General features: G+C 64.5%; 17 protein-coding genes. 3 read left to right on the top strand and 14 right to left on the bottom strand.

From position 1 onward, the window contains the following. Positions 1–2 precede the first annotated feature (2 nt). The 6 genes from siaB to NFG57_RS07195 form a co-directional block, all read right to left on the bottom strand. Entirely contained in the window at positions 3–533 is a 531-nt protein-coding gene (siaB, locus tag NFG57_RS07220) for a biofilm regulation protein kinase SiaB (protein WP_108132639.1), read from the bottom strand. After that, positions 521–2,590, bottom strand: coding sequence for a biofilm regulation protein phosphatase SiaA (gene siaA / locus NFG57_RS07215; protein WP_348815786.1), 2,070 nt, complete (start codon positions 2,588–2,590; stop codon positions 521–523). Before siaA ends, siaB begins: the two co-directional genes overlap by 13 nt. 260 nt (positions 2,591–2,850) lie before the next feature. Then, entirely contained in the window at positions 2,851–4,662 is a 1,812-nt protein-coding gene (locus tag NFG57_RS07210) for an acyl-CoA dehydrogenase C-terminal domain-containing protein (protein WP_286985214.1), read from the bottom strand. Positions 4,663–4,783: 121 nt separating this feature from the next. After that, complete coding sequence (locus NFG57_RS07205) at positions 4,784–5,545, bottom strand: SDR family NAD(P)-dependent oxidoreductase (protein ID WP_213228710.1); 762 nt, start codon at positions 5,543–5,545, stop codon at positions 4,784–4,786. Between the two features lie 106 nt (positions 5,546–5,651). After that, positions 5,652–7,304, bottom strand: a complete 1,653-nt coding sequence (locus NFG57_RS07200) for an AMP-binding protein (protein ID WP_213228712.1) — start codon at positions 7,302–7,304, stop codon at positions 5,652–5,654. 373 nt (positions 7,305–7,677) lie between these two features. Continuing rightward, positions 7,678–8,244, bottom strand: a complete 567-nt coding sequence (locus tag NFG57_RS07195; protein WP_045993235.1) for a TetR/AcrR family transcriptional regulator — start codon at positions 8,242–8,244, stop codon at positions 7,678–7,680. A gap of 231 nt (positions 8,245–8,475) precedes the next feature. On the opposite strand from NFG57_RS07195, the gene NFG57_RS07190 reads away from it, so the two are divergent. Continuing rightward, positions 8,476–9,660, top strand: a complete 1,185-nt coding sequence (locus NFG57_RS07190; RefSeq protein ID WP_045993234.1) for an acetyl-CoA C-acyltransferase — start codon at positions 8,476–8,478, stop codon at positions 9,658–9,660. 174 nt (positions 9,661–9,834) lie between these two features. Beyond that, positions 9,835–11,025, top strand: coding sequence for an MFS transporter (locus NFG57_RS07185; protein ID WP_108132633.1), 1,191 nt, complete (start codon positions 9,835–9,837; stop codon positions 11,023–11,025). Positions 11,026–11,207: 182 nt separating this feature from the next. Here the strand turns inward: NFG57_RS07185 and pstB are convergent, their stop codons facing one another. From pstB to NFG57_RS07155, 6 genes are all read right to left on the bottom strand, one after another. Beyond that, positions 11,208–12,017 (bottom strand): phosphate ABC transporter ATP-binding protein PstB, encoded by an 810-nt coding sequence (gene pstB / locus NFG57_RS07180; protein WP_045993272.1) that lies wholly within the window; start codon positions 12,015–12,017, stop codon positions 11,208–11,210. A gap of 63 nt (positions 12,018–12,080) precedes the next feature. Then, positions 12,081–13,247: a phosphate ABC transporter permease PstA gene (gene pstA, locus NFG57_RS07175; RefSeq protein ID WP_108132632.1), complete on the bottom strand. Its 1,167-nt coding sequence runs from the start codon at positions 13,245–13,247 to the stop codon at positions 12,081–12,083. A gap of 18 nt (positions 13,248–13,265) precedes the next feature. Further along, on the bottom strand, positions 13,266–14,522 hold the full coding sequence (gene pstC, locus NFG57_RS07170; protein ID WP_108132631.1) for a phosphate ABC transporter permease subunit PstC: 1,257 nt from the start codon (positions 14,520–14,522) through the stop codon (positions 13,266–13,268). 106 nt (positions 14,523–14,628) lie between these two features. Beyond that, on the bottom strand, positions 14,629–15,642 hold the full coding sequence (locus NFG57_RS07165; RefSeq protein ID WP_108132630.1) for a substrate-binding domain-containing protein: 1,014 nt from the start codon (positions 15,640–15,642) through the stop codon (positions 14,629–14,631). 318 nt (positions 15,643–15,960) lie between these two features. Next, the gene (locus NFG57_RS07160; RefSeq protein WP_308812435.1) at positions 15,961–16,731 is read right to left on the bottom strand and encodes a sulfite exporter TauE/SafE family protein; all 771 of its coding nucleotides are present in this window, start codon (positions 16,729–16,731) and stop codon (positions 15,961–15,963) included. Beyond that, entirely contained in the window at positions 16,728–17,927 is a 1,200-nt protein-coding gene (locus NFG57_RS07155; protein ID WP_045993229.1) for a Bcr/CflA family multidrug efflux MFS transporter, read from the bottom strand. The genes NFG57_RS07160 and NFG57_RS07155 overlap by 4 nt, the downstream gene beginning before the upstream one ends. Positions 17,928–18,059: 132 nt before the next feature. Between NFG57_RS07155 and tal the strand changes: the two genes are divergently transcribed. After that, on the top strand, positions 18,060–18,998 hold the full coding sequence (gene tal, locus NFG57_RS07150) for a transaldolase (RefSeq protein ID WP_045993228.1): 939 nt from the start codon (positions 18,060–18,062) through the stop codon (positions 18,996–18,998). 210 nt (positions 18,999–19,208) lie between these two features. Here tal and NFG57_RS07145 read toward each other — a convergent pair whose 3' ends face one another. Together NFG57_RS07145 and NFG57_RS07140 are read right to left on the bottom strand one after the other, a co-directional pair. Next, on the bottom strand, positions 19,209–19,718 hold the full coding sequence (locus tag NFG57_RS07145) for an STAS domain-containing protein (protein WP_045993227.1): 510 nt from the start codon (positions 19,716–19,718) through the stop codon (positions 19,209–19,211). Further along, entirely contained in the window at positions 19,705–20,898 is a 1,194-nt protein-coding gene (locus NFG57_RS07140; protein WP_045993226.1) for a SpoIIE family protein phosphatase, read from the bottom strand. The genes NFG57_RS07145 and NFG57_RS07140 overlap by 14 nt, the downstream gene beginning before the upstream one ends. Positions 20,899–20,902: the final 4 nt, after the last annotated feature.

The raw sequence follows: 20,902 nt of genomic DNA, 5'->3' as shown, positions 1-20,902 counted from the left end.
CGTCAGATAGTGGCGGTGATGCAGAAAAAGCTCTGTTGATCGGAGAGCGGCGTCAGGTTCGACTGAAGCGGCTGGCAGGACTTTCGCGCCATGTCGATCAATCCCAGCCCTGCTCCCCGGGAGCCGTCTTCCCGCGGCTTTCTGAGTTGCTGCTTGTAGCATCGCTTGAGCTCGACCGCGTCCATCTCGCCGAGTTCCTCGACGGTCGCCATCAGACGCTGGCCATCGGCATGCTCGACCACGTTGCCCGCCGACACCAGATAGTGACCCTGCTCGCCCCGCGCCACCGCAACGGTGGCGGTGGCGCGCTGTTCGTCATAGCCCATGGCGGTGGCGTAATGGCTGATGTTCTGGGTCATTTCGATGTAGGTCGAGAACACGTCCATCGCCGCCGATGGTGCCGCAGATTCGCTGTTGAGGTAGTTGCGAATGGCCTTGCCGATCTCTTCGATCAGGCTATGGGAAATCGGGCCATTGAAGCTTAGCAGCACGCGCTGTTTCTCGAATTGGTCGCGCAGCGTCAAGAGGTCCATGGAATTTCCTCATCATGACCGTGGTGAATATTGGACGTCGCGGACGCGGTGCCATCCTGCTCGTCCTCGACCGCCGGCTGGAAGCACAGCAGGGTGATATCGTCACGCTGGTGCGCCTCACCCTGGAATCGCGCCAGCGCATCCAGGAAGGCCGCAACCTGTGCCCTGGGATCGAGCCCGGCGTGCTCCAGCAGCATGGCCTCGAAACGCCGCCTGCCAAAGCCAAACCCGTGCTCGCCGCCCGCCTGATCCAGGAAGCCGTCACTGCACAGCGTACAGGACCAGCCAGGCACCAGTGCCAACGTTTGATTGGTGAACTCCCCACGACGCTTGAACGCCAGGGCGCGTCGGCCACCGGCCAGTACCTCCAGGCGCTGGCCATCGGTGGCATAGAGATCCAGCTTGGCGCCGGAGAAGGTCAATTGCTGCTGGCCGGCGCCGACCCACACCAGCCCCGCATCCATGTGCGGCGTCACGCCGTGAGCCTCGCTGTCGGCCTCGAGCGTGCGGCGAATGCGCCGGTCCATCTCCTCGAGGATACCCGCCGGATTCTCGGGCCCCACCTGGTTGACCGAGTTGTCGAAGGCCGCACGGGCGAGCATGGTCATCAGGGCGCCGGGCACGCCGTGTCCCGCGCAGTCGATGACCCCCAGCAGATAGCCGCGGTCATGACCGAAGTCCCGAAACACGAAGATGTCGCCGCCGACCGTATCCTTGGGACTCCACAGCACGCCGTGCCTTAGCCCGGCGCAGCGTTGCATGTCGCGGCTGGGCAGGATCGCTTGCTGCAATACCCGAGCGCAGTCGAGGGAATCATCGATCTGACGCTTGGCCTCACTCATCTGCCGGTTGGCCAGGGTGAGATCCATGGTGCGCTGACGGATGCGTTCCTCGAGCTCCTCGGTATGGGCCTGAACCTGATCGGCCATGCGCTGGAAATCCCGTGACAGATCGCCGATCTCGTCACCGCGGTCACTGTCGAGCCTGGTGTCATAACGGCCCTGGGCCAGCGCCTGGGCGGATTGACTGAGGCGACGCATCGGGTTGACGATCAGCCGCCGCAGGGCGATCACCACCACCAGCAGCACCACCCCGAGACTGGCCACCAGGGCAAACATCAGCGGCCACAACCAACGCTTTTCCAGCAAGGTGGCGGCGTAGGGATCGACCGCCGACACCAGCCACCAGTCGAGCTCCGGCATGTAGCTGACCGCCACCACTCGCTCCTCACCGGACCACTCGAGGGTGCGGGTCTCTACCTCTCCGCCGCTCTCCCGGGCCGATGCCAGCATCTCGGCGAGGGCCTCGGGATCCCCGACCGCCGCATCGAGCACGCCGCCACCTTCATCGACCTGGCTCAAGTCGGTCGCCTGGAGCTCTCCGTCCTCTGCCATCGCCAGCACCCGACCCTCGCGGCCGAGCAGGAAGGAAGCCACGCCCAACGGTTGATCGTCGAAGCTGCTGGCCAGAAGGCGGTTGAAATTGAGGCCGCCACCGACCATGCCAAGGGGCCCGTTCTCGCCGTCGACGCGAACATTGATCCACACCCGGGTGATGTCCAGCGCCGGACTATAGGCGACCTGAACCCGGGTAGGCGCCCCACTGTCCATCATGCGGAAGTACCAGCTGTCTTCACTGTCACTGCGTGACAGCTGGTTGCGGGGGGCACGGCTCGGACTCATCTTGCCGTCGTTGAAGTAGAACTGGCGGCTGTCGTGATGCACCACAAAGTAGTCGTCACCGTCGAACTGCTGGCGAAATCCCTCGGACTCGGCGAAGAAACGGGCCTTGAGTTCCTCGTTGTCGATATCCGAGAGCCAGTCGCGGGTGACCTTCAGATCGCCGAAGCGCCTGGCCAGGGCCAGCTCGGTGGACAGCGGCGTCAGCATGCGCTGGGTATGCAGTTGGCTGTACTGCTCGGCGAAGCGTTGTCCGAAGTGGCGCTCGACGTCCTGAAGCGCGTGGCTGCCGATCCACAGCACCGGCACCAGTGCGACCAGAAAGGACAACAACGGGATAAGTAACGACTTGACCCCCAATCCCAGGTGGCGGCTCATGATGCCTCCTTGGCGAGAATCGACAGATGGAGAGAGTCTTGCATCACCTTCACTATAAGAATATGCGTATCGGCGCATCATGCCATGAAACCCGTATGGCGGCTAATGAAGTGTCTCAGTCTTCTGCTCCGACAGACGCATCCCCCGGGCTCGCTTCGCCTCGATAAAAAAAGGGCGGCGAGCCAGGCTCGCCGCCCATCAACGATCAGTCACCCGATCGAGAGAGCTCAGCAAAACATCGTGTCGACAGGCAGTCCCGTCTATACCTCGAAACCAAGGCCGAAACTTTCCGCGTCCATCGCCATCAGGCCCTCGGCCCCTGCCTGCATCTGGGCGGCGTGGGTACGGGTGCGCGGCAACAGCCGTTCGAAGTAGAAGCGCGCGGTGTGGATCTTGGCCTGGTAGAAGCTGGCGTCGCTGGGCGAGTCCGCCAGCGCTTCCCGGGCGCACTTGACCGACCGGGCGAACAGATAGGCCAGGGTCACGTAGCCCGAGTACATCAGGTAGTCCACCGAGGCTGCCCCCACCTCTTCACGATCGCTCATGGCCTTCATGCCGATGCCCATGGTCAGCTCGCCCCATTGACTGTTGAGCTTGGCCAGCGGGCCAACAAAGGGCGCCATGGCCTCGTCGTCGGCGTTGGCCTGACAGAACTTGTGGATCTCCTTTGTGAAGACCTTCAGGCTCTCGCCCTGGTTCATCAGCACCTTGCGTCCCAGCAGGTCCAGCGCCTGGATCCCTGTGGTGCCTTCGTACAGCCGTGTGATGCGTGCATCACGCACCATCTGCTCCATGCCCCATTCCTGGATAAAGCCGTGGCCGCCGAACACCTGTACCCCTTCGTTGGTGGCCTCGAAACCAAGCTCGGTCAGGAACGCCTTGACGACAGGGGTCAACAGGCCCAGCAGGGTCTCGGCCCGCTCGCGCTCCTCGCCGGCCGAACACTGCTCGACCACGTCCACCAACTGGGCGGTATACAGCACCAGCATCCGGCCGCCTTCGGCGATGGCCTTCTGGGTCAGCAGCATGCGCCGCACGTCCGGATGGACGATGATCGGGTCCGCGGCTTTTTCGGGTGCCTTGGGGCCCGACAGCGCGCGCATCTGCAGTCGATCCCGGGCGTAGGCCAGGGCGTTCTGGAAGCTCGCCTCGGCGAGCCCCAGGCCCTGGATACCGACCCCGATACGCGCGGCGTTCATCATGGTGAACATGCACGCCAGCCCCTTGTTCGGCGCACCGATCAGGTAGCCGGTGGCGCCGTCGAAGTTCATCACGCAGGTAGCGTTACCGTGGATGCCCATCTTGTGTTCGAGGGAGCCGCACACCACGCCGTTGCGCTCACCCGCTTCGCCCTGGCCATCAGGCAGAAATTTCGGCACCAGAAACAGCGAGATGCCCTTGGATCCCTCGGGTGCATCCGGCAGCTTGGCAAGCACCAGGTGGAGGATGTTGTCGGCCAGATCGTGCTCACCGGCAGAGATGAAGATCTTGGTCCCGCTGATACTGTAGCTGCCGTCATCCTGGGGCAGCGCGCGGGTCTTGATCAGCCCGAGGTCGGTACCGCAGTGGGGCTCCGTCAGGCACATGGTGCCGGTCCAGCTCCCCTCCACCAGCTTGGTCAGATAGACGCGCTGCTGCTCTTCGGTGCCGTGGTGACGCAGCGCGTCTGCCGCCCCGTGGGACAGCCCCGGATACATGCCCCAGGCCAGGTTCGAGCCACAGATCATCTCCGACAGCAGCATCGACAGTGACGGCGGCAGGCCCTGGCCGCCGTGCTCGGGCTCTGCGGCAAGGCTCGGCCAGCCACCCTCCACGTACTGTCGATAGGCCTCGCGAAAACCGCTCGGCGCCTTGACCTCGCCACCTTCGAGACGACAGCCCTCGCGATCACCGCTCTGGTTGAGGGGCAGCAGCACCTCGCGGGCGAAGCGCGCGCCCTCCTCGAGAATCGCCGCCACCACGTCGGGCGAGACATCATCCCCGGCAGGAAGACGAGCATAATGGCTCGGGTAGTCGAACAGTTCGTCCATCACGAAGCGCATGTCGCGCAGCGGGGCCTGATAGTCGGGCATGGGGCACTCCTGGATTCGGTGGCTGCGCCTGCGATGGACCTCGCCAGGACGCACTTTCAAACATGTGTTTGAAAGTAGCGACGACCGCCCTCTAAGTCAAGCGTTCGTTTCAGGGCAGGATTCACTGCATGCGAATACCGCCATCCAGGCGAATGACTTCGCCATTGAGCATGCTGTTGGTGATGATCTGCTCCGCCAGGCGGGCAAATTCATCGGGCTTGCCCAGCCGCTTGGGGAAAGGCACCGCCTGGGACAGCGCGGCGACGGCATCCTCGGGGATGTCCGCCATCATCGGCGTCTCGAACACGCCCGGCGCGATCGCCATCACCCGGATGCCGTGACGCGACAGTTCCCTGGCGGCCGGCAGGCTCATGCCTACCACCCCCGCCTTGGAAGCGCTGTAGGCGCACTGCCCCACCTGGCCATCGAAGGCGGCGACCGAGGCGGTATTGATGATGACCCCACGCTCACCGTCATCTCCCGGCGGGTTCTGGCTCATGGCCGCCGCCGCCAGGCGCATGACGTTGAAGGTCCCGACCAGGTTGATCTGCACGGTGCGTGCATAGGCGTCGAGGTCGGCCGGGTTGCCGTGGCGATCCACCAGCTTGGCCACACTGACCACACCGGCGCAGTGGATCACTCCGGCAAGGCCGTCACCGTGGGCCTGGGCCGCGTCGATCACCGCCTGGATGTCATCCGCCGAGGTGACATCGCCCTGCACCGCGATGGCAGCGTCGCCCAGGCGACTGGCCTGGTCCTGCACGCCCTCGCTCAAGTCGCACAGCACGACTCGACCACCGGCGGCCACCAGGCGTTCGGCACAGGCGGAGCCAAGGCCGGAGCCGGCACCGGTGATGACAAAGGTCGCGTTCTCGATACGCATGCGAATTCTCCTGATCAATCATGCAACAAGCCCCGAGCACTCGCTCGGGGCGTAAGGTAAAAACGTCTATCTGGATGCCTGGCCCGACACCATACCGACGGCTCGCTCAAGCCTTTTCGGCGGCATCGGCTCGCAGCTTGAAGCGCTGAATCTTGCCGCTCGGGGTCTTCGGCAACTCATCGACAAACTCGATCACCCGAGGGAAGGCGTGGGTCGACAGGCGCTCTCGCACCTGCTGACGAATTTCATCGGCCAGGGCATCGCTGGCCTCGAAGCCGTCACGCAGCACCACATAGGACTTGATGATCTCGCCGCGGATCTCGTCCGGCTGCCCCACAGCCGCGGATTCCGCCACCGCGGGGTGGGTCAGTACCGAGTTTTCGACGTCGGTGGGGCCGACCCGATAGCCGGCGGTGGTGATGATGTCGTCGTCGCGCCCGGCGAACTGGAAGCTGCCGTCCTCGTTGCGCACCACCACGTCTCCGGTGAGGTAGTAACCCTCGGCGAAGGGATGCTTCTCCTGCCAGGTATAGCCCGGGAAGAAGTGCGCCGGCGAGCGTTCGATATCCACCGCCAGCACGCCGGGCTCACCGGGGGGCAACTCCTGGTACTCGGCATCGAGGATCACCAGGCGGTAACCGGGCATGGGTACGCCCATGCCGCCGATGTGCTTCGGGTGCTCGAGCCGGTGGTGGTTGTTGCAGGTCATGCCGGTCTCGGTCTGGCCGTAGTGATCCATCACCGGACAGCCCAGCGCCGACTCCACCCAGCTCACCACTTCTGTATTGAGCGGCTCGCCCGCTGAACTCGCCGCGCGCAACGACAGCGTCTCATGGGCATTGTCGAACAGACCCGAGGCCTTCATCAGGCGGTAGGCGGTGGGCGCCGCGGCAAAGTTGGTGATGTCATGACGCTGCATGAAGGCAAGCGCTCCCTCGGCGCTGAACCCCGCCTCGCAGAAGTGGGTGGTGACGCCCAGCAGCAGCGGCCCGGCGATGGCGTAGTAGAGGCCATAGGCCCAGCCTGGATCGGCCATGTTCCAGAAGCGGTCTTCTGGCCGCAGGTCCACGGCCAGCTCCATGTACAGCGCAAAGGCCGGCATGGCCGACAGCGGCACCGCCACCCCCTTGGGCTTGCCGACGGTGCCGGAGGTGAACATCTGCAGAAAGGGGGCGTCTGGCGACAGCCGCGGCGGCGAGTCCTGAAGCGCTTCGCTGGCCAGCGCCTCATCCCAGGACAGGTCCTGCGGGTGCGCTTCGCTGGCCCCACCCAGCGCCAGCACCGGGGGACAGCTTTCCAGGCCGTCGAACTTGTGACGATTGGCCGCGTCGGTGATGACCAGGCGGGTGTCGGCGCGTCCCAGGCGGTAGTCCACCGCATCCGGCCCGAAGGCGGTAAACAGCGGCTGGTACACCGCACCCAGACGCCAGGTCGCCACCACGGCGACCAGCAGTTGCGGCGAACGCGGCAGCATGCAGGCGATACGGTCACCGACACCCAGCCCCCGAGCCGCCATCCAGCCCGCCAGACGCGCGCTTTGCTGGTCGAGCTCACGATAGGTCAACCGGCTCACCTGACCGGCGGTGTCCTCATGCACCAGCGCCAGGACGTCGCCCCTGCCCTGCCCTAGATGTCGACCACAGCAGGCATGATAGGCGTTGAGATATCCATCCTGGTGGTCGTCCAGACGATCGATCACCTGCTGGATGTCGAAGGTCTCGCGATAGCTCTCGGCATCGACGGGCGTGACGTGGCTCATGACGGGCCTCTTGCGTTGTGATTGTTGATGAAGCTCTCCAGGGTGACCCCGGCAGCAATATTCCGTTGACGTAAGCGTCAACCTAGCAAGCGCTAGGGTTGAAGCTAGAGGCTTCAACGTCATGACACAAGCAAGAGTGCGCTAGACCATCGTCTAGGAATACCTCGAAGTACCGCACCGACCGAGCACGACGGACGTGCCCGCGCACTCGGCGAAAGAATGAACCTCATCGAGGCAACGACAACGCGGGAATGGGAAAAGGAGAACAGGAGCAAAAGAGAAAGAGAAAAGACGAGCAGAACCGACTACCAGGCACACGGCGCGCCCCAGCTTTCCATCACAGGGGGCGGCCCGCTACTCTGCCCTTGGCAGATCAAGGACGGCGGGTGATCATCACGACCAGTTCGTGGGCCAGCTGTTCGGGGTCACGCGGCCCGTCCGGGTCGTACCAGCGCACCGTCCAGTTCAGGGCGCCCAGCACAAAGCGCGAAACCAGGGCGCGATCGCCGGTGACCAGATCCGCTGCGATGGCGTCATCCAGCACCTCGTTCCACAGCGCCTCGTAGGCGTCACGCAGGTGGGTCAGGTGGTCCCGAGCGCCATCGTCGAGGCGCCGCCACTCATACAGCGCTACCACGTGGGCGTTGCGGTCGGTCAACAGCGTATCCAGATGGGCCCGCGCCATGGCATGCAGCCTGGACAAGGGGTCGGGCGCACTGTCCTTGAGCGCGGCTCGAGCCAGCGTCAAGGCGTTCTGGGTGCCCTCTTCGATGACCGCAGCAAGAATCTCCTGCTTGTCACGAAAGTGGTGAAAGAGGCTTCCTGACTTGATCCCCATTTCCTGTGCCAGCATGCGCACGGTGGTGCGATCGAAGCCTTCCTGGACAAACAGCTGAGCGGCGAGCCGGGTCAGCTCCTTGCGACGGGGCGAGTCATTCATTACATTCATCGACAGTTACACTAGCGCTTGCTTGGTTTCGTTGAGAAAAGCATAGCCCACCCTCGGGGTCAACGTCGTTTGCTGACCTTGTCGTACGCGATTCGCGTCGCGAGCGAAACCCCGGGGACTGAACCACACTGACATCACAGCGCCGTGTCCACGGCCCACACAAACACAACACCTTGCCGCTCGATCGCAGAATCGACATGCAAGAGTTTCAGGAGTCACGCCATGAGTCAGTCCGATATCGTCTTTCTTGCCGCTGCCCGCACCCCCATGGGCGGCATGCTGGGCTCCCTGTCCAGTCAGACCGCCCCCGAACTGGCCGCCTGCGCCATTCGTGCCGCCATCGAGCGCGCCAGGATTCCGGCAGACGCCATCGAAGAAGGGATCTTCGGCTGCGTGCTGCCGGCCGGGGTCAAGCAGGGGCCGGCCCGTCAGGCCATGCGCCAGGCCGGCATTCCCGACCACCGCGGCGCCACCACCATCAACAAGCTCTGTGGCTCGGGCATGAAGGCCACCATGCTGGCCCACGACCTGATCAGGGCCGGCACCGCCGAGGTCATGCTGGCCGGCGGCATGGAGTCCATGTCCAACGCCCCCCATGTGTTGACCAAGGCCCGTGGCGGCTACCGCCTGGGCCATGGCGAACTCAAGGACCATATGTTCCTCGATGGCCTAGAGGACGCCGAGACCGGCAAGCTGATGGGTGGCTTCGCCCAGGAAGTCGCCAGCGAGCGCGGCTACGAACGCGAGCGCATGGACGACTTCGCCATCGCTTCGCTGGAGCGGGCGATGCAGGCCACCGAGGCCGGCCACCTGGCCGCCGAGATGGCCCCCGTCACGGTCTCCAGCCGTCAGGGCGACACCCTGGTCGAGCATGACGAGCAACCCTTCCAGGCTCGCCTGGACAAGATTCGCACCCTGAGGCCGGCCTTTGCCAAGGACGGGACCATCACGGCGGCCAATGCCAGCTCCATCTCCGATGGCGCCTCTGCCCTGATCCTGTCCACCCAGGCAGCGGCGGATCGCCTCGGCGCCACCCCGCTGGCCCGCATGCTTGGCCACAGCACCCACTCGCGCCACCCCAGCGAGTTCACCATTGCCCCGGTGGGCGCCATCGAGTCACTGATGAAGAAGCTCGACTGGTCGGTGGACGATGTGGATCTGTTCGAGATCAACGAGGCCTTCGCCGTGGTCACCCTGATGGCCATGGACGATCTCGGGCTGCCCCACGACAAGGTCAACGTCTTCGGCGGCGCCTGCGCCCAGGGTCACCCGGTCGGCTCCACTGGCTCGCGGATCATCGCCACCCTGATCCACGCCCTGCGCACCAAGGGCGGAAAACGCGGGATCGCCAGCCTGTGCATCGGCGGCGGTGAAGCCACCGCCGTGGCGGTGGAACTGATCGACTGAGGCCGAGAGCTGATCGACTGACGTCGAGACCTGGTTAGCCAACGTCGTAGTCTGAAAGGCAGGCGCGATGCTTGCCTTCCACGCCGATAAGCGGTCAGCATGGCCGGGGGCGCCCACAGGCGCTCCCGGCCATCTTTTTTGACCTCAGGTCTGGATCCACAACAGGACTCACGCATGGAGCGCTCTCGCCTGGCCCTGCCGCTGATCGTGCTGGCTCAGTGGTGCGGTACATCGCTGTGGTTCAGCATCAACGGCGTTGCCGCCTCGCTGGGAAGCGACCTCGGCATTCGCGAGGCCGAAATCGGCCACCTGACGCTGGCAGTGCAACTCGGCTTTATCGTCGGCACCCTGACGATCGCCGCCAGCGGACTCGCCGATCGCTACCGTGCCAGTCGCATCTTTCTAAGCGCAAGCCTGGCAGGCGCTCTGGTCAATCTCGCCTTTATCACGGTTGCCGAGCACCACGCCCTCGCCCTGCTGCTGCGCTTCGCCACCGGGCTCTGCCTGGCCGGCATTTACCCGTTGGGCATGAAGCTGGTGATCGGCTGGACCCCGCGTCACACCGGGGCCGCCCTGGCCTGGCTGGTGGGCATGCTGACACTCGGCACGGCCATGCCCCATCTGCTGCGCGGCGCCACCCTGGATCTCCCCTGGGCCTGGACCCTGATCCTGTCCTCGGCCCTGGCGGTGGCCGGCGGTATCGCCGTGGCGCTATTGGGCGACGGCCCGCACCTGCCAGCAAACGCGTCTCGCGCCAGGCTGAAGGATGGCCTTGCCGCCTTTCGTGATCGCCACTTTCTCAGCGTCGCCGGCGGCTACTTCGGCCACTGCTGGGAACTCTACGCCTTCTGGCTGCTGGTGCCCTTCCTGGTCGGCCGTGAGGTCACGCGCCTTCAGGCGCCAGCCGACTGGGCGCCCTGGCTAAGCTTTTCGGTCATCGCCGTGGGGGCGCTGGGCTGCATCCTGGCCGGCGCCCTCAGTCGACGCCACGGCAGCGCCAGCGCCGCCAACCTGGCGCTCGCCACCTCCGGCGCCCTGTGCCTGATCTACCCCTGGCTTGGTCAGGCCAGCCCCCTGCTGCTGCTGGGCCTGCTGTACCTCTGGGGCTTCAGCGTCATCGCCGACTCGGCCCAGTTCTCGTCACTGGCCTCGGCCACCGCCCCCAGGGCACACATCGGCGCGACCCTGGCAGTGATGAACGCCATCGGCTTCACCCTTACCCTGCCCGGCATCTGGCTCGGTGCCAGCCTGTGGCAGGAACACGAACTGAGCGTGTTGTGGCTACTGTTGCCCGGACCGGTGCTGGGACTGTGGTCGATGCGTGGTGTCGCCGCCTACGTCCGCCGCCAGCCCGCCAGTTCCTGATGCCAGCCCCCTGACACCAGCCCCCTGCACCAGACCCTGACATCAGATGCAGACACCAACCCTGACACCAGAGCGGACCACCACCGTTCCTGGGCCCGGTTCACAGGTAGTAAAAAGGGAGGCCCGAAGGCCTCCCTTTGCTACCGCAGTGAACGCTACCACGCTGACCGGCGCTTCTCGGCCTAGCCGTAACGACCGGTGATGTAGTCCTCGGCCTTCTTGGTATGCGGGGTCGAGAACATGGTCTTGGTGTCGTTGTACTCGATGACCTCGCCTAGGTGGAAGAACGCCGTGTAGTCGGCGACACGAGCCGCCTGCTGCATATTGTGCGTCACCGTGATGATGGTGTACTGCTGCTTGAGCTTGTCCATCAGGTCTTCGATGGTGGCGGTGGAGATCGGGTCCAGCGCCGAGGTCGGCTCATCCATCAGGATCACGTCCGGCTGGACCGCGATGGCACGGGCGATGCACAGACGCTGCTGCTGGCCACCGGACAACGAGGTGCCGGGCTGGTGCAGCTTGTCCTTGACCTCTTCCCACAGGCCGGCGTCACGCAGGGCGCGCTCGACCAGCTCGTCCTGGTCGGCCTTGCGGCTGACCAGGTCATGCATCTTCGGGGCATAGACGATGTTGTCGTAGATCGACTTGGGGAAGGGGTTCGGCTTCTGGAACACCATGCCGACCCGACGCCGCAGCGCGACCTCGTCCATCTTGGGCTCGTAGACGTCGCGGCCATCCATCTCGATCAGGCCCTTGACGCGTACGCTCGGGATCAGATCGTTCATGCGATTCAGGCAACGCAGGAAGGTCGACTTGCCGCAACCGGACGGGCCGATCAGGGCGGTCACGTTCTTCTGGTACAGATCCATGTCGATCGACTTCAGCGCGTGGAAGTCTCCGTACCAAAGATTCAGGTCGTTCACTCGAATGCTCAACTCGTGGTTGGCATCCTCGTTGCGAGTGACCGGCTGGCCGGGCTGGTCCTGCTTCATCACGCTATCTCCGCGCTGGGCAACTTTCATGTTCATGGCAACGTATCCTGTTTGGGGGCCGGTTTACCAGCGCCGCTCGAATTTCTTGCGCAGCACCACCGCGGTGGCGTTGAGCGTGATAAGGATCGACAGCAGCACCAGAATGCCGCCCGACGTCTTCTCGATGAAGGCCCGGTCAGGCTCGCCCGCCCAGGTGAATATCTGTGCCGGCAGCACGGTGGCCGCCTCGGTAAAGGAGTTGGTCACATCGGGGATGAAGGCCACCATGCCGACGATGATCAACGGAGCGGTCTCGCCCATGGCCTGAGCCAGGCCGATGATCGAACCGGTCATGATGCCCGGCAGCGCCACCGGCAAAACATGGTCGCGCACCATCTGCCAGCGTGAGCAGCCGACGCCGAAGGCGGCATGACGGATGGAGTCGGGCACGCTGCGAAGCGCGGTCCGGGTGGCGATGATGATCACCGGCAGGGTCATCAGCGCCAGGGTCAGGCCACCGACCACCGGGGAGGAGCGCGGCACGCCGAAGAAGTTGATGAAGATCGCCAGGCCCAGCAGACCGAACAGGATCGAGGGAATCGCCGCCAGGTTGTTGATGTTGATCTCGATCAACTGGGTAAAGCGGTTGTCCGGCGCGAACTCCTCCAGGTAGACCGCCGTCATCACGCCGATGGGAAAGGCTACCGCCAGGGTCACCAGCAGGGTCAGCACGGTGCCCATGGCCGCCGAAGCGATACCGGCGAGCTCGGGCATCTTGGAGTCACCGCTGGAGAAGAAGGTCGAGTTGAAACGCAGCTCGGCCCGCCCATCCTCTTTCAGCCGATCGACCACCGCCATTTCCTTGTTGCTGAGCTTGGCGTGGTGGCCCTTGAGGTACTGGTCCACCTGGCCGTCGGCCAGCACCCACTCCATGCGGGAGGTACCGAGCAGGTCCGGGTTGTCTTCCATCCGGCCGGGGATCAGGCGCAGATAGCCGCGACTGACCAGCGGGCGGACGTCTTCCTGAACCGCCGCCAGGGGAATCTGGCTGGCCTGCTCGGAGTAGTCCACCTCGACCTGGATCTGGGCCTGCTGGAAGGCCGGCAGCCCCTTGACCAGCATGTCGGCAAAGAACAGCACCAGGAACAGGCCGGCAAGGCCGAGCGCTCCCATGGACGCCCACTTCAGTCGGGCCGACCTGCGGTGGCGAGCGCGGAGCTGGGCGCTGATGTCATCGAAGGATTGTCTCATTGGCTTTGGCTCCACGGCTTACAGGTTGTTGACGCGATACTTTTCGCGGAAGCGACGGATCATGATCACCGACACCAGATTCAGGCTCAGGGTCACCACGAACAGCATCAGTCCGAGTGCGAACGCCGACAGCGTCTCGGCACTGGCGAATTCCTGGTCACCGGTCAGCGCGGCGACGATGCGCACGGTCACGGTGGTCATGTCTTCCAGCGGATTGAAGGTCAGGTTGGGGCGCATGCCTGCCGCCATCACCACGATCATGGTCTCGCCCAGCGCCCGGGACACCGCCAGCAGCGAGGCCGAGATGATGCCCGGCAGGGCTGCCGGCACCACGATGTCGCGAATCATCTCGCCCTTGGTCAGGCCCAGCGCCAGCGAGCCTTCGCGCATGCTGTTGGGCACCGAGTTGATGACGTCATCGGACAGCGAGGAGATGAACGGAATGATCATGATGCCCATGACGATGCCCGGGGCCAGGGCGTTGTTGAACGAGGCCTCGAGACCAAAGAACCCGGCCACGGCAACGATGATCGGCGCCACCGTGATGGCGGCGAAGAAGCCGTAGACCACGGTCGGAATGCCGGCCAGCACCTCGAGCACCGGCTTGGCGATGGTACGCACCTTGGGCGGCGCGAACTCGGCCATGTAGATGGCCGCCAGCAGACCGATCGGAATCGCCACCAGCATGGCGATGAAGGTGATCATGAAGGTACCGGCGAACAGCGGCACCGAACCGAACTTGGCGGCACTGGCCCCTTCCTCGGCGCGACCGGCGGCCTCGAGGAAGCTGGCACCCGGGTTCCAGGTGGTGCCGGTGATAAAGTCCCAGAAGCTCTGCATCTGGAAGAAACGGATCGCCTCGAAGACGATGGACAGCAGGATCCCCAGGGTGGTGAAGATGGAGATCAGGGCCGCGCCGGCGAGAAAGAAGCGGATGACCCGCTCGATCGCCTGACGCGCGTGGAAGTCGGGACGCACCATCGCCACGCCCAGCACCAGGCCGATGCAGGCGATGACCAGGCAACTGGCCAGCAGCAGCAGCGGCGGAATCTCGGCACCCACGAGCAGCATGATGAAGCTACCCACGGCACCGACCACCAGCGCCGGACCCGCCGTAGACATGACGGTGAACCAGCCGTACTGATCGGGCTGAGCGTACATGGAGGTGCCGGAGGCTCGGACTCTGGCGGCCTTGCCGCGGGCCAGGAAGAAGGCGATCAGACCGAGCAGAAGCAGCGAGCCGCTGAACATCGCCAGGAGTTGATTGGTCTGCATGGGTGTCTCTCGGGGTTCTGTGCTCAAGCAAGCATGGGCTTGCCGGAACGTGTACCGGCCGACACCCGTTGCAGGATGCCGGCCGGCGTGATCAGGACCGTGTCCCTTACTTCAGGTCGGCCAGCTCGAGGGTCTCGTGGTTCTCGACGGCACTGCGAGCCTCGGCGCGCTCGTCTTCCGGCGCCGGGATCAGGCCGATGCCCTTGAGGTAGCCGAGGTCACCGACCATCTGCTCGCTCATGAACATGTTGGCGTACTCGTACATGGCCGGTACGTCTTCGGCGTGCTGGTTCTTCACGTAGAAGAACATGGAGCGAGACACCGGGTACTCACCGCTGCCGATGGCGTCCGGAGTCGGCTCGACGCCGTCGATGCTGGAGCCGATCAGGGTGTCGGAATTCTCTTCCAGGAAGGAGTAGCCGAAGATGCCGAAGGCATCGGTGTTCTCGGCCAGACGCTGAACGATCAGGTTGTCGTTCTCGCCAGCGTCGATGAAGGCACCGTCGGCGCGCACGTCGGTGTAACCTTCACCGCCGTAGGCCTCCATGTCCTCGGAAACGGCTTCCATCACGAGCTCCGCGAAGGCATCACGGGTACCGGAGGTGGTGGGCGGTCCATAGACGGCGATCTCGCGATCCGGCAGCGAGGAATCGATGTCGCTCCACTTGGTGTAGGGGTTGTCGACCAGCTCACCATCGACCGGCACCTTGGCGGCCAGCGCCAGGAAGATCTGCTCGCGGGTGACGTCCATGGCCTCGTTGTCGCCGGACTGGGCGAAGGCGATGCCGTCATAGCCGATGAAGGCTTCGGTGATGTCGGTCACGCCGTTGGCTTCACAGGTCTCGAACTCGGAAGTCTTCATGCGACGCGAGGCGTTGGTGATGTCCGGGGTATCGTCACCCAGACCGGAGCAGAACAGCTTCATGCCGCCACCGGAGCCGGTGGACTCGATGACCGGCGTCGGGAAGTCGGTGGTGGCACCGAACTCTTCGGCCACGTAGCTCGAGAACGGGTAGACGGTGCTGGAACCAACGATACGGACTTGATCGCGGGCTTGAGCGACACCCACCACGCCCATGACGGCGGCGGCGATAGCGGTGGTCTTGAGGATGCGGTTCATGGAGAAAGCTCCTGATGATGAGATGGTCAACCTTCGCGAAACACACAATGCCGCAGAAAAATGACAGCTTCATGACAGTGCACTCCGGTTGACGCCTTCCCGATACCTCTTACGCTTCCCCCCTGCCCCTCCTCCTGCCCGGCCATGTCATGACGGCGTCACGGCTCTGTCACCGCGACCCCGGTCAATGCCACGCTTTTACAGCCGACGGCAACCTGAGCGGACACAAAAGAAGGTGCCGCAAAAAAAGGCCGCCCGGCTTTGCGCCGGACGGCCCATCTGGAGTCGCTGCGATAGCGACGACATGAAACAACGGGGTCAGCTGATCAATAGCCCCAATGCCGCCGCGGCGCACAGGGTCAAGGACGCCGCCTGCAACAGTCGCCGAGGCAACTTCGGCGCCAGCACCGCCCCCAGGGCGTGGCCCGCCACCACCATGGGCATGAAACTGAGGCTCACGCCCAACAGCCACAGCGGCACCCTGCCCACGGCGGCCAGGCTCGCCAGGGTCATCAACGACGAGATAAGAAAGAACGCCGCCAGGTTGCCCCGCAGGCGGTCCATCGGCATGCCGTGCATCAGCAGCACGATGGGCGGTCCGCCGATCGCCGCCACGGCACCGAACACTCCCGACAGAAAACCAGCACCAAACAGTGACGAGCGGTTGACCGGCAGACGCAGCTTGAACAGCGTCACCACCACCGCAAACAGCACGATGCTGGCGATCATCACCTCCAGCGTCGCCATGGGTGCCACCAGCAACAGCCAGACCCCAAGCAGGGTTCCCGGCACCTTGCCCACCAACGCCATGGAGATATCGGTCATGGCGACTTCCCGGCGATAGCGGCGTACCACCAGACAGGACACCAGAAAGCCGTAGACCACCAGCACCACCGGCACCAGGGACGGCGCCTTCAACAGGATCAGTGGCGCCCCCACCACCGCCATGCCGAAGCCGGTGGTACGCTGGACGAAGGTCCCCAACGCCAGTACTGCCCCCACCCACAGCCACGAGCCGAGGGTCAGCTCGCTGAGCACCCACCACTCCCTTGCGCAGTCCTGCACTGCGGCCAGCAACGACGCCATCATGACGCCGCCTCCTCGACCCGAGGCGGACGTCCGGCGAGCACGCGCAGGCCGACGTTGCCGATCAACGCCACCGTGACCATGGCGATCACCATGGGCCAGGCAGAGTCGATTTCAAAGGCGGTGACCAGGGCACCGGACAGTGCTGCACTGCTGAACTGGATACTGCCGAGCAGCGCCGTGGCGGTAGCGCTCATATGACTGAAACGCTCCAGCAGCGACGAAATGGCGTTGGGCGAGATCAGACCCACCACGCCCAGAAACGCCATCACCAGAGGCACCACCGTGAACAGCGAGTCCGTCCCCGTGGCCACTACCACCAGCAGGCCGCCGGCGGCGACCAGCTGAATGGCGAGACCAAGGCGCAGGTTCTGCTGGGGTGTACGCCGACGCAGCAGGCGAATATTGACCCGGTTGGACAGCGCCATCACCACCACATTGGCACCAAAGACAAAGGGATAGGCCGCCGGCGACAGCCCGTAGTGCTGCATGTAGAGAAACGGCGACGAGGTGACGAAGGCAAAGATGCCGGCGAAGGACGCCGCCACCGCCAGGATGTAGCCCATGGCCTGACGGTCGGTCAGCACACTTGCGTAGTTGCGCAGCACCTGACGGGGCGAGGCCACCGGTGCCCCTGCTGGCCGGGTCTCCGGCAGAAAGGCCCCGAGCAGCCACATCAGGAAGGCGGCATAGACCGCCAGGAAGACGAAGATCAGCCACCAGTCGGCCAGGTACAGCAGCAGGCTGCCGACCATCGGCGCCACCAGCGGCGCCAGCATCAGGATCATCGCCATGGTCGACATGACCTTGGCCGCCTCGCGGCCACTGAAACAGTCGCGCACGATGGCTGCGGAATTGACCACGCAGGCGCCGCCGCCGAGCGCCTGGACAAAGCGCCAGACCAGAAGCTCCGTCAACGAATCGACGCTGACGATCACCAGGCTGGCGATCAAGAACAGGATCTGTCCGGCCAGCAGCACCGGCTTGCGTCCGATGCGGTCGGAAAGCGGCCCGCAAGTGAGCTGGCCCACGGCAAAGCCGACCATGAACACGCTGAGTGAAAGCTCGGTGTGATGAACACTGGCCCCCACCGACTCGGCCAGCGCCGGCATGGCCGGCAGATAGGCGTCGATGGCGAAGGGGGCAAGGGCGGTATTGGCGGCCACCAGCAGGGCGACACGCCGGGCATTCAGGGACACAGGCGCTCCATGAAGAACAAGGTTTGAAAAATTGTCATCGGGTTGATCGTGACGCCGCTGCGGCTGTTGTCCACATCGACGCCTTGGTACAGTAGGTCCAGCTCACCACCGCCCAACTACGGAGATTGCCACATGGCAGACGATCTGCTGACCCAACTGAAGGCGATGACCACGGTGGTCGCCGACACCGGCGACCTGGACGCCATTCGTCGCTTCCAGCCCACCGACGCCACCACCAACCCGTCGCTGATCCTGCAGGCCGCCAGCCACGCCGATCGTCGCGCCCGCCTGGCCGCCATTGCCAAGGAGGCCAACGACATCGATGACGCCCTCGATGCCGTGGCGGTGGACATCGGCAGCGAGATCAGCGAGCTGGTGCCTGGCTATGTGTCGACCGAGGTCAGCGCACGGCTATCGTTCGATACCGAAGGTACCCTGGCCCGCGCCCATTCACTGATCGAGCGCTATGCCCGCAAAGGCGTCGGCGCCGAGCGCATCCTGATCAAGGTGGCGTCCACCTGGGAAGGCATTCGTGCCGCCAAGACGCTGGAGCGAGAAGGCATCCGCACCAATCTGACGCTGCTGTTCAGCTTCGCCCAGGCCCAGGCCTGCGCCGATGCCGGGGTCACGCTGATCTCGCCCTTCGTCGGCCGCATCCTCGACTGGCACAAGGCCCAGCAGCCGGAGGCCGACTTCAGCGGCGACAACGATCCCGGCGTGCAATCGGTCAAGCGCATCTACGACCACTACAAGGGCCACGGCTACTCGACCATCGTGATGGGCGCGAGCTTCCGCAACACCGACGAGGTCAAGGCGCTGGCCGGCTGCGACCGTCTGACCATCTCGCCGGCACTGCTCGAGGAATTGCACGGTCAGCAAGGCGCTCTCGAACGCCGCCTCGTGCGCAGCGACGCCGAGACCAGCGCACCGGAGCCCCAGACCGAAGACGACTTCCGCTGGGCCATGAACGAAGACGCCATGGCCACCGAAAAACTGGCCGAAGGCATCCGCAAGTTCATGGCCGATCAGCGCAAGCTGGAAACCCTGCTGACCGAACTGCGCCAGGGATGATAACGAGCGCACCACCGGCAAGCCTTGCTGGGCCTGGCTGCAGATGATCAAGAGGGCGATCCATGGATCGCCCTCTTGCATTATGCGGTTGCCAGCTTGCGGCGATCTGACACCGCTTTCCGCTTTCGGAGTTCGCCATTTTCTACGCCTTCGGCGCCTTCTGCTGAACACGCCTTCGGCGCGTCGACGTCAGGCCCGGCAAGGGCAGGATCAGGCCTTGTGCGAAGCGTCGTTCTGGGCCTCGAGCATCTCGACCAGCGGCTGGAACTGTTCGTGGTTATGCTCGTTCATGCGCATCAGGATACGATGCGCTTCGAGGATGCGCTCCCGCAGCCCCTCTTCATCGGCGGGCACTTCGGGGAGCTCCTCGAAGTCGTCGACCTCGGCGATGGGACGCTCCAGCAAGGTAAAGAAAGCGCCAAAGCCCATCACCTCGAGCATCCGCTTGACGTCGGGATTGTCGGCCACGATGGTCGGCGCCTGCTCGAGCTTGCCGCGCAGCGCCATGGCCACCTTGGCCAGGAAGCCAAGCGCCGTGGAATCGACGTTGCTGGCCTCGCGCAGGTCGATCATCACCGCCTTGAGTCCCGGCGTGTCGGCCAGTTGCTGGGCCTGGAGATCCAGGGTGGCACACAGGGTCAGGCGCACGTCGCCACATAGCTTCAGGACGAACACACCGGCCTCGAATGCCGCCTTCAGTCGACCTTCATGCACTTTCATCGCCAAACCCGCTCACCAACATGATCGTCAAGTCGTCGGGCAGCTCTTCGCGCCCCGAGGTGGGATCCTCCAGCGCTTCTTCATCGCTGGAGAGCGCCCCCAGGGCCAGCCCCCGACGCATCGTATCCAGGGAATCACTGTCTTCGACCCGCTGCCTGAGATCGTCAAGGCGCGCCTCGAGACTGTCCCCCGGCAAGCACTCCAGCACCCCATCGGAGCAGAGCCAGAGCGAAAAGTCATCGGGCAAGTCACATCCCAGTGCCGGATAACTGACCTCCGGAAACAAGCCTACCGGCATGCCCTCTCCCGCCAGCGTGGTGACGCCCTCGTCGGACTTCAATAGCGGCATCGGCAGCTGCGCGCCGAGAGAATAGTGCAGATAGCGCTTCTGCTGGTCGATCACGCCGACGAACAGGGTGGCGTGCTTGCCGATCCCCGTGTCCAGCAGTTCCCGGTTCAACTGGGACAGCCAGCGCGGCGGCAATGCCTCGGGTGCCTCACCGTCCCACTCGCCTTGCCAGCGATTGAACAGATACTTGAGCAGCACCGTCACGAAGGCGGACGAGGCTCCGTGGCCCGACACATCAGCGAAATAGAATAATGTATAGCGCTCATTGTACGCCTGGATATCGAGAAAGTCGCCTGACAGATACAACGAGGGCGCAAGCCAGTAGTCACAGCCGATCGCCCCCAGTTGCTGCGGCCTCGGCGGCAGCATGCGACGCTGGATCTGACCGCCGGCCTGCTGGTCGAGCCGGAGCATCGCCAGGTGGGTCTCCAGGCTCTCGTTGAGCTCTTCCAGTCGCGCTCGATCCTCTTCACGCTCCCGGGCCAGACGATTGACGTCCACCACACGCCGGATCATCCGCCTGAGCAGATGGGCATGGCGCAAGGGGTCGATCACGTAGTCGACAAGGCCCGCGTCAACGGCCTTGAGCAGATCGTCGTCTCGCCGGTCCTCGCTGACCACCAGGGTGGGCCAGCGCTCGGCCAGCACCATCCACTCGCGACTCGGTACCGCCAGCGAGTGTGCTACCACCAGCGCCGTGGAGCCGGGAAGCTCATCGGCGCTGGCGGCGGCAAAGACCGCAAGTCCGTCGCGAGCAATCGCGTCCACCAGGGCGTCGCGGTGCTCGCCCGGGTGGTCGATTACCCCGATCAGAGGTTTGGCTGCTTGCATGCAG

It is taken from the genome of Halomonas sp. H10-59, assembly GCF_040070555.1.
GTDB classification, from domain to species: domain Bacteria; phylum Pseudomonadota; class Gammaproteobacteria; order Pseudomonadales; family Halomonadaceae; genus Halomonas; species Halomonas litopenaei.
This window is presented reverse-complemented; position numbering and strand designations above follow the sequence as displayed.

Excerpts from the sequence above, each read along its gene's own strand:
- siaB (WP_108132639.1), bottom strand. The coding sequence starts at position 533 with ATGGACCTCTTGACGCTGCGCGACCAATTCGAGAAACAGCGCGTGCTG.
- siaA (WP_348815786.1), bottom strand. The coding sequence starts at position 2,590 with ATGAGCCGCCACCTGGGATTGGGGGTCAAGTCGTTACTTATCCCGTTG.
- NFG57_RS07210 (WP_286985214.1), bottom strand. The coding sequence starts at position 4,662 with ATGCCCGACTATCAGGCCCCGCTGCGCGACATGCGCTTCGTGATGGAC.
- NFG57_RS07205 (WP_213228710.1), bottom strand. The coding sequence starts at position 5,545 with ATGCGTATCGAGAACGCGACCTTTGTCATCACCGGTGCCGGCTCCGGC.
- NFG57_RS07200 (WP_213228712.1), bottom strand. The coding sequence starts at position 7,304 with ATGAGCCACGTCACGCCCGTCGATGCCGAGAGCTATCGCGAGACCTTC.
- NFG57_RS07195 (WP_045993235.1), bottom strand. The coding sequence starts at position 8,244 with ATGAATGACTCGCCCCGTCGCAAGGAGCTGACCCGGCTCGCCGCTCAG.
- NFG57_RS07190 (WP_045993234.1), top strand. The coding sequence starts at position 8,476 with ATGAGTCAGTCCGATATCGTCTTTCTTGCCGCTGCCCGCACCCCCATG.
- NFG57_RS07185 (WP_108132633.1), top strand. The coding sequence starts at position 9,835 with ATGGAGCGCTCTCGCCTGGCCCTGCCGCTGATCGTGCTGGCTCAGTGG.
- pstB (WP_045993272.1), bottom strand. The coding sequence starts at position 12,017 with ATGAAGCAGGACCAGCCCGGCCAGCCGGTCACTCGCAACGAGGATGCC.
- pstA (WP_108132632.1), bottom strand. The coding sequence starts at position 13,247 with ATGAGACAATCCTTCGATGACATCAGCGCCCAGCTCCGCGCTCGCCAC.
- pstC (WP_108132631.1), bottom strand. The coding sequence starts at position 14,522 with ATGCAGACCAATCAACTCCTGGCGATGTTCAGCGGCTCGCTGCTTCTG.
- NFG57_RS07165 (WP_108132630.1), bottom strand. The coding sequence starts at position 15,642 with ATGAACCGCATCCTCAAGACCACCGCTATCGCCGCCGCCGTCATGGGC.
- NFG57_RS07160 (WP_308812435.1), bottom strand. The coding sequence starts at position 16,731 with ATGATGGCGTCGTTGCTGGCCGCAGTGCAGGACTGCGCAAGGGAGTGG.
- tal (WP_045993228.1), top strand. The coding sequence starts at position 18,060 with ATGGCAGACGATCTGCTGACCCAACTGAAGGCGATGACCACGGTGGTC.
- NFG57_RS07145 (WP_045993227.1), bottom strand. The coding sequence starts at position 19,718 with ATGAAAGTGCATGAAGGTCGACTGAAGGCGGCATTCGAGGCCGGTGTG.
- NFG57_RS07140 (WP_045993226.1), bottom strand. The coding sequence starts at position 20,898 with ATGCAAGCAGCCAAACCTCTGATCGGGGTAATCGACCACCCGGGCGAG.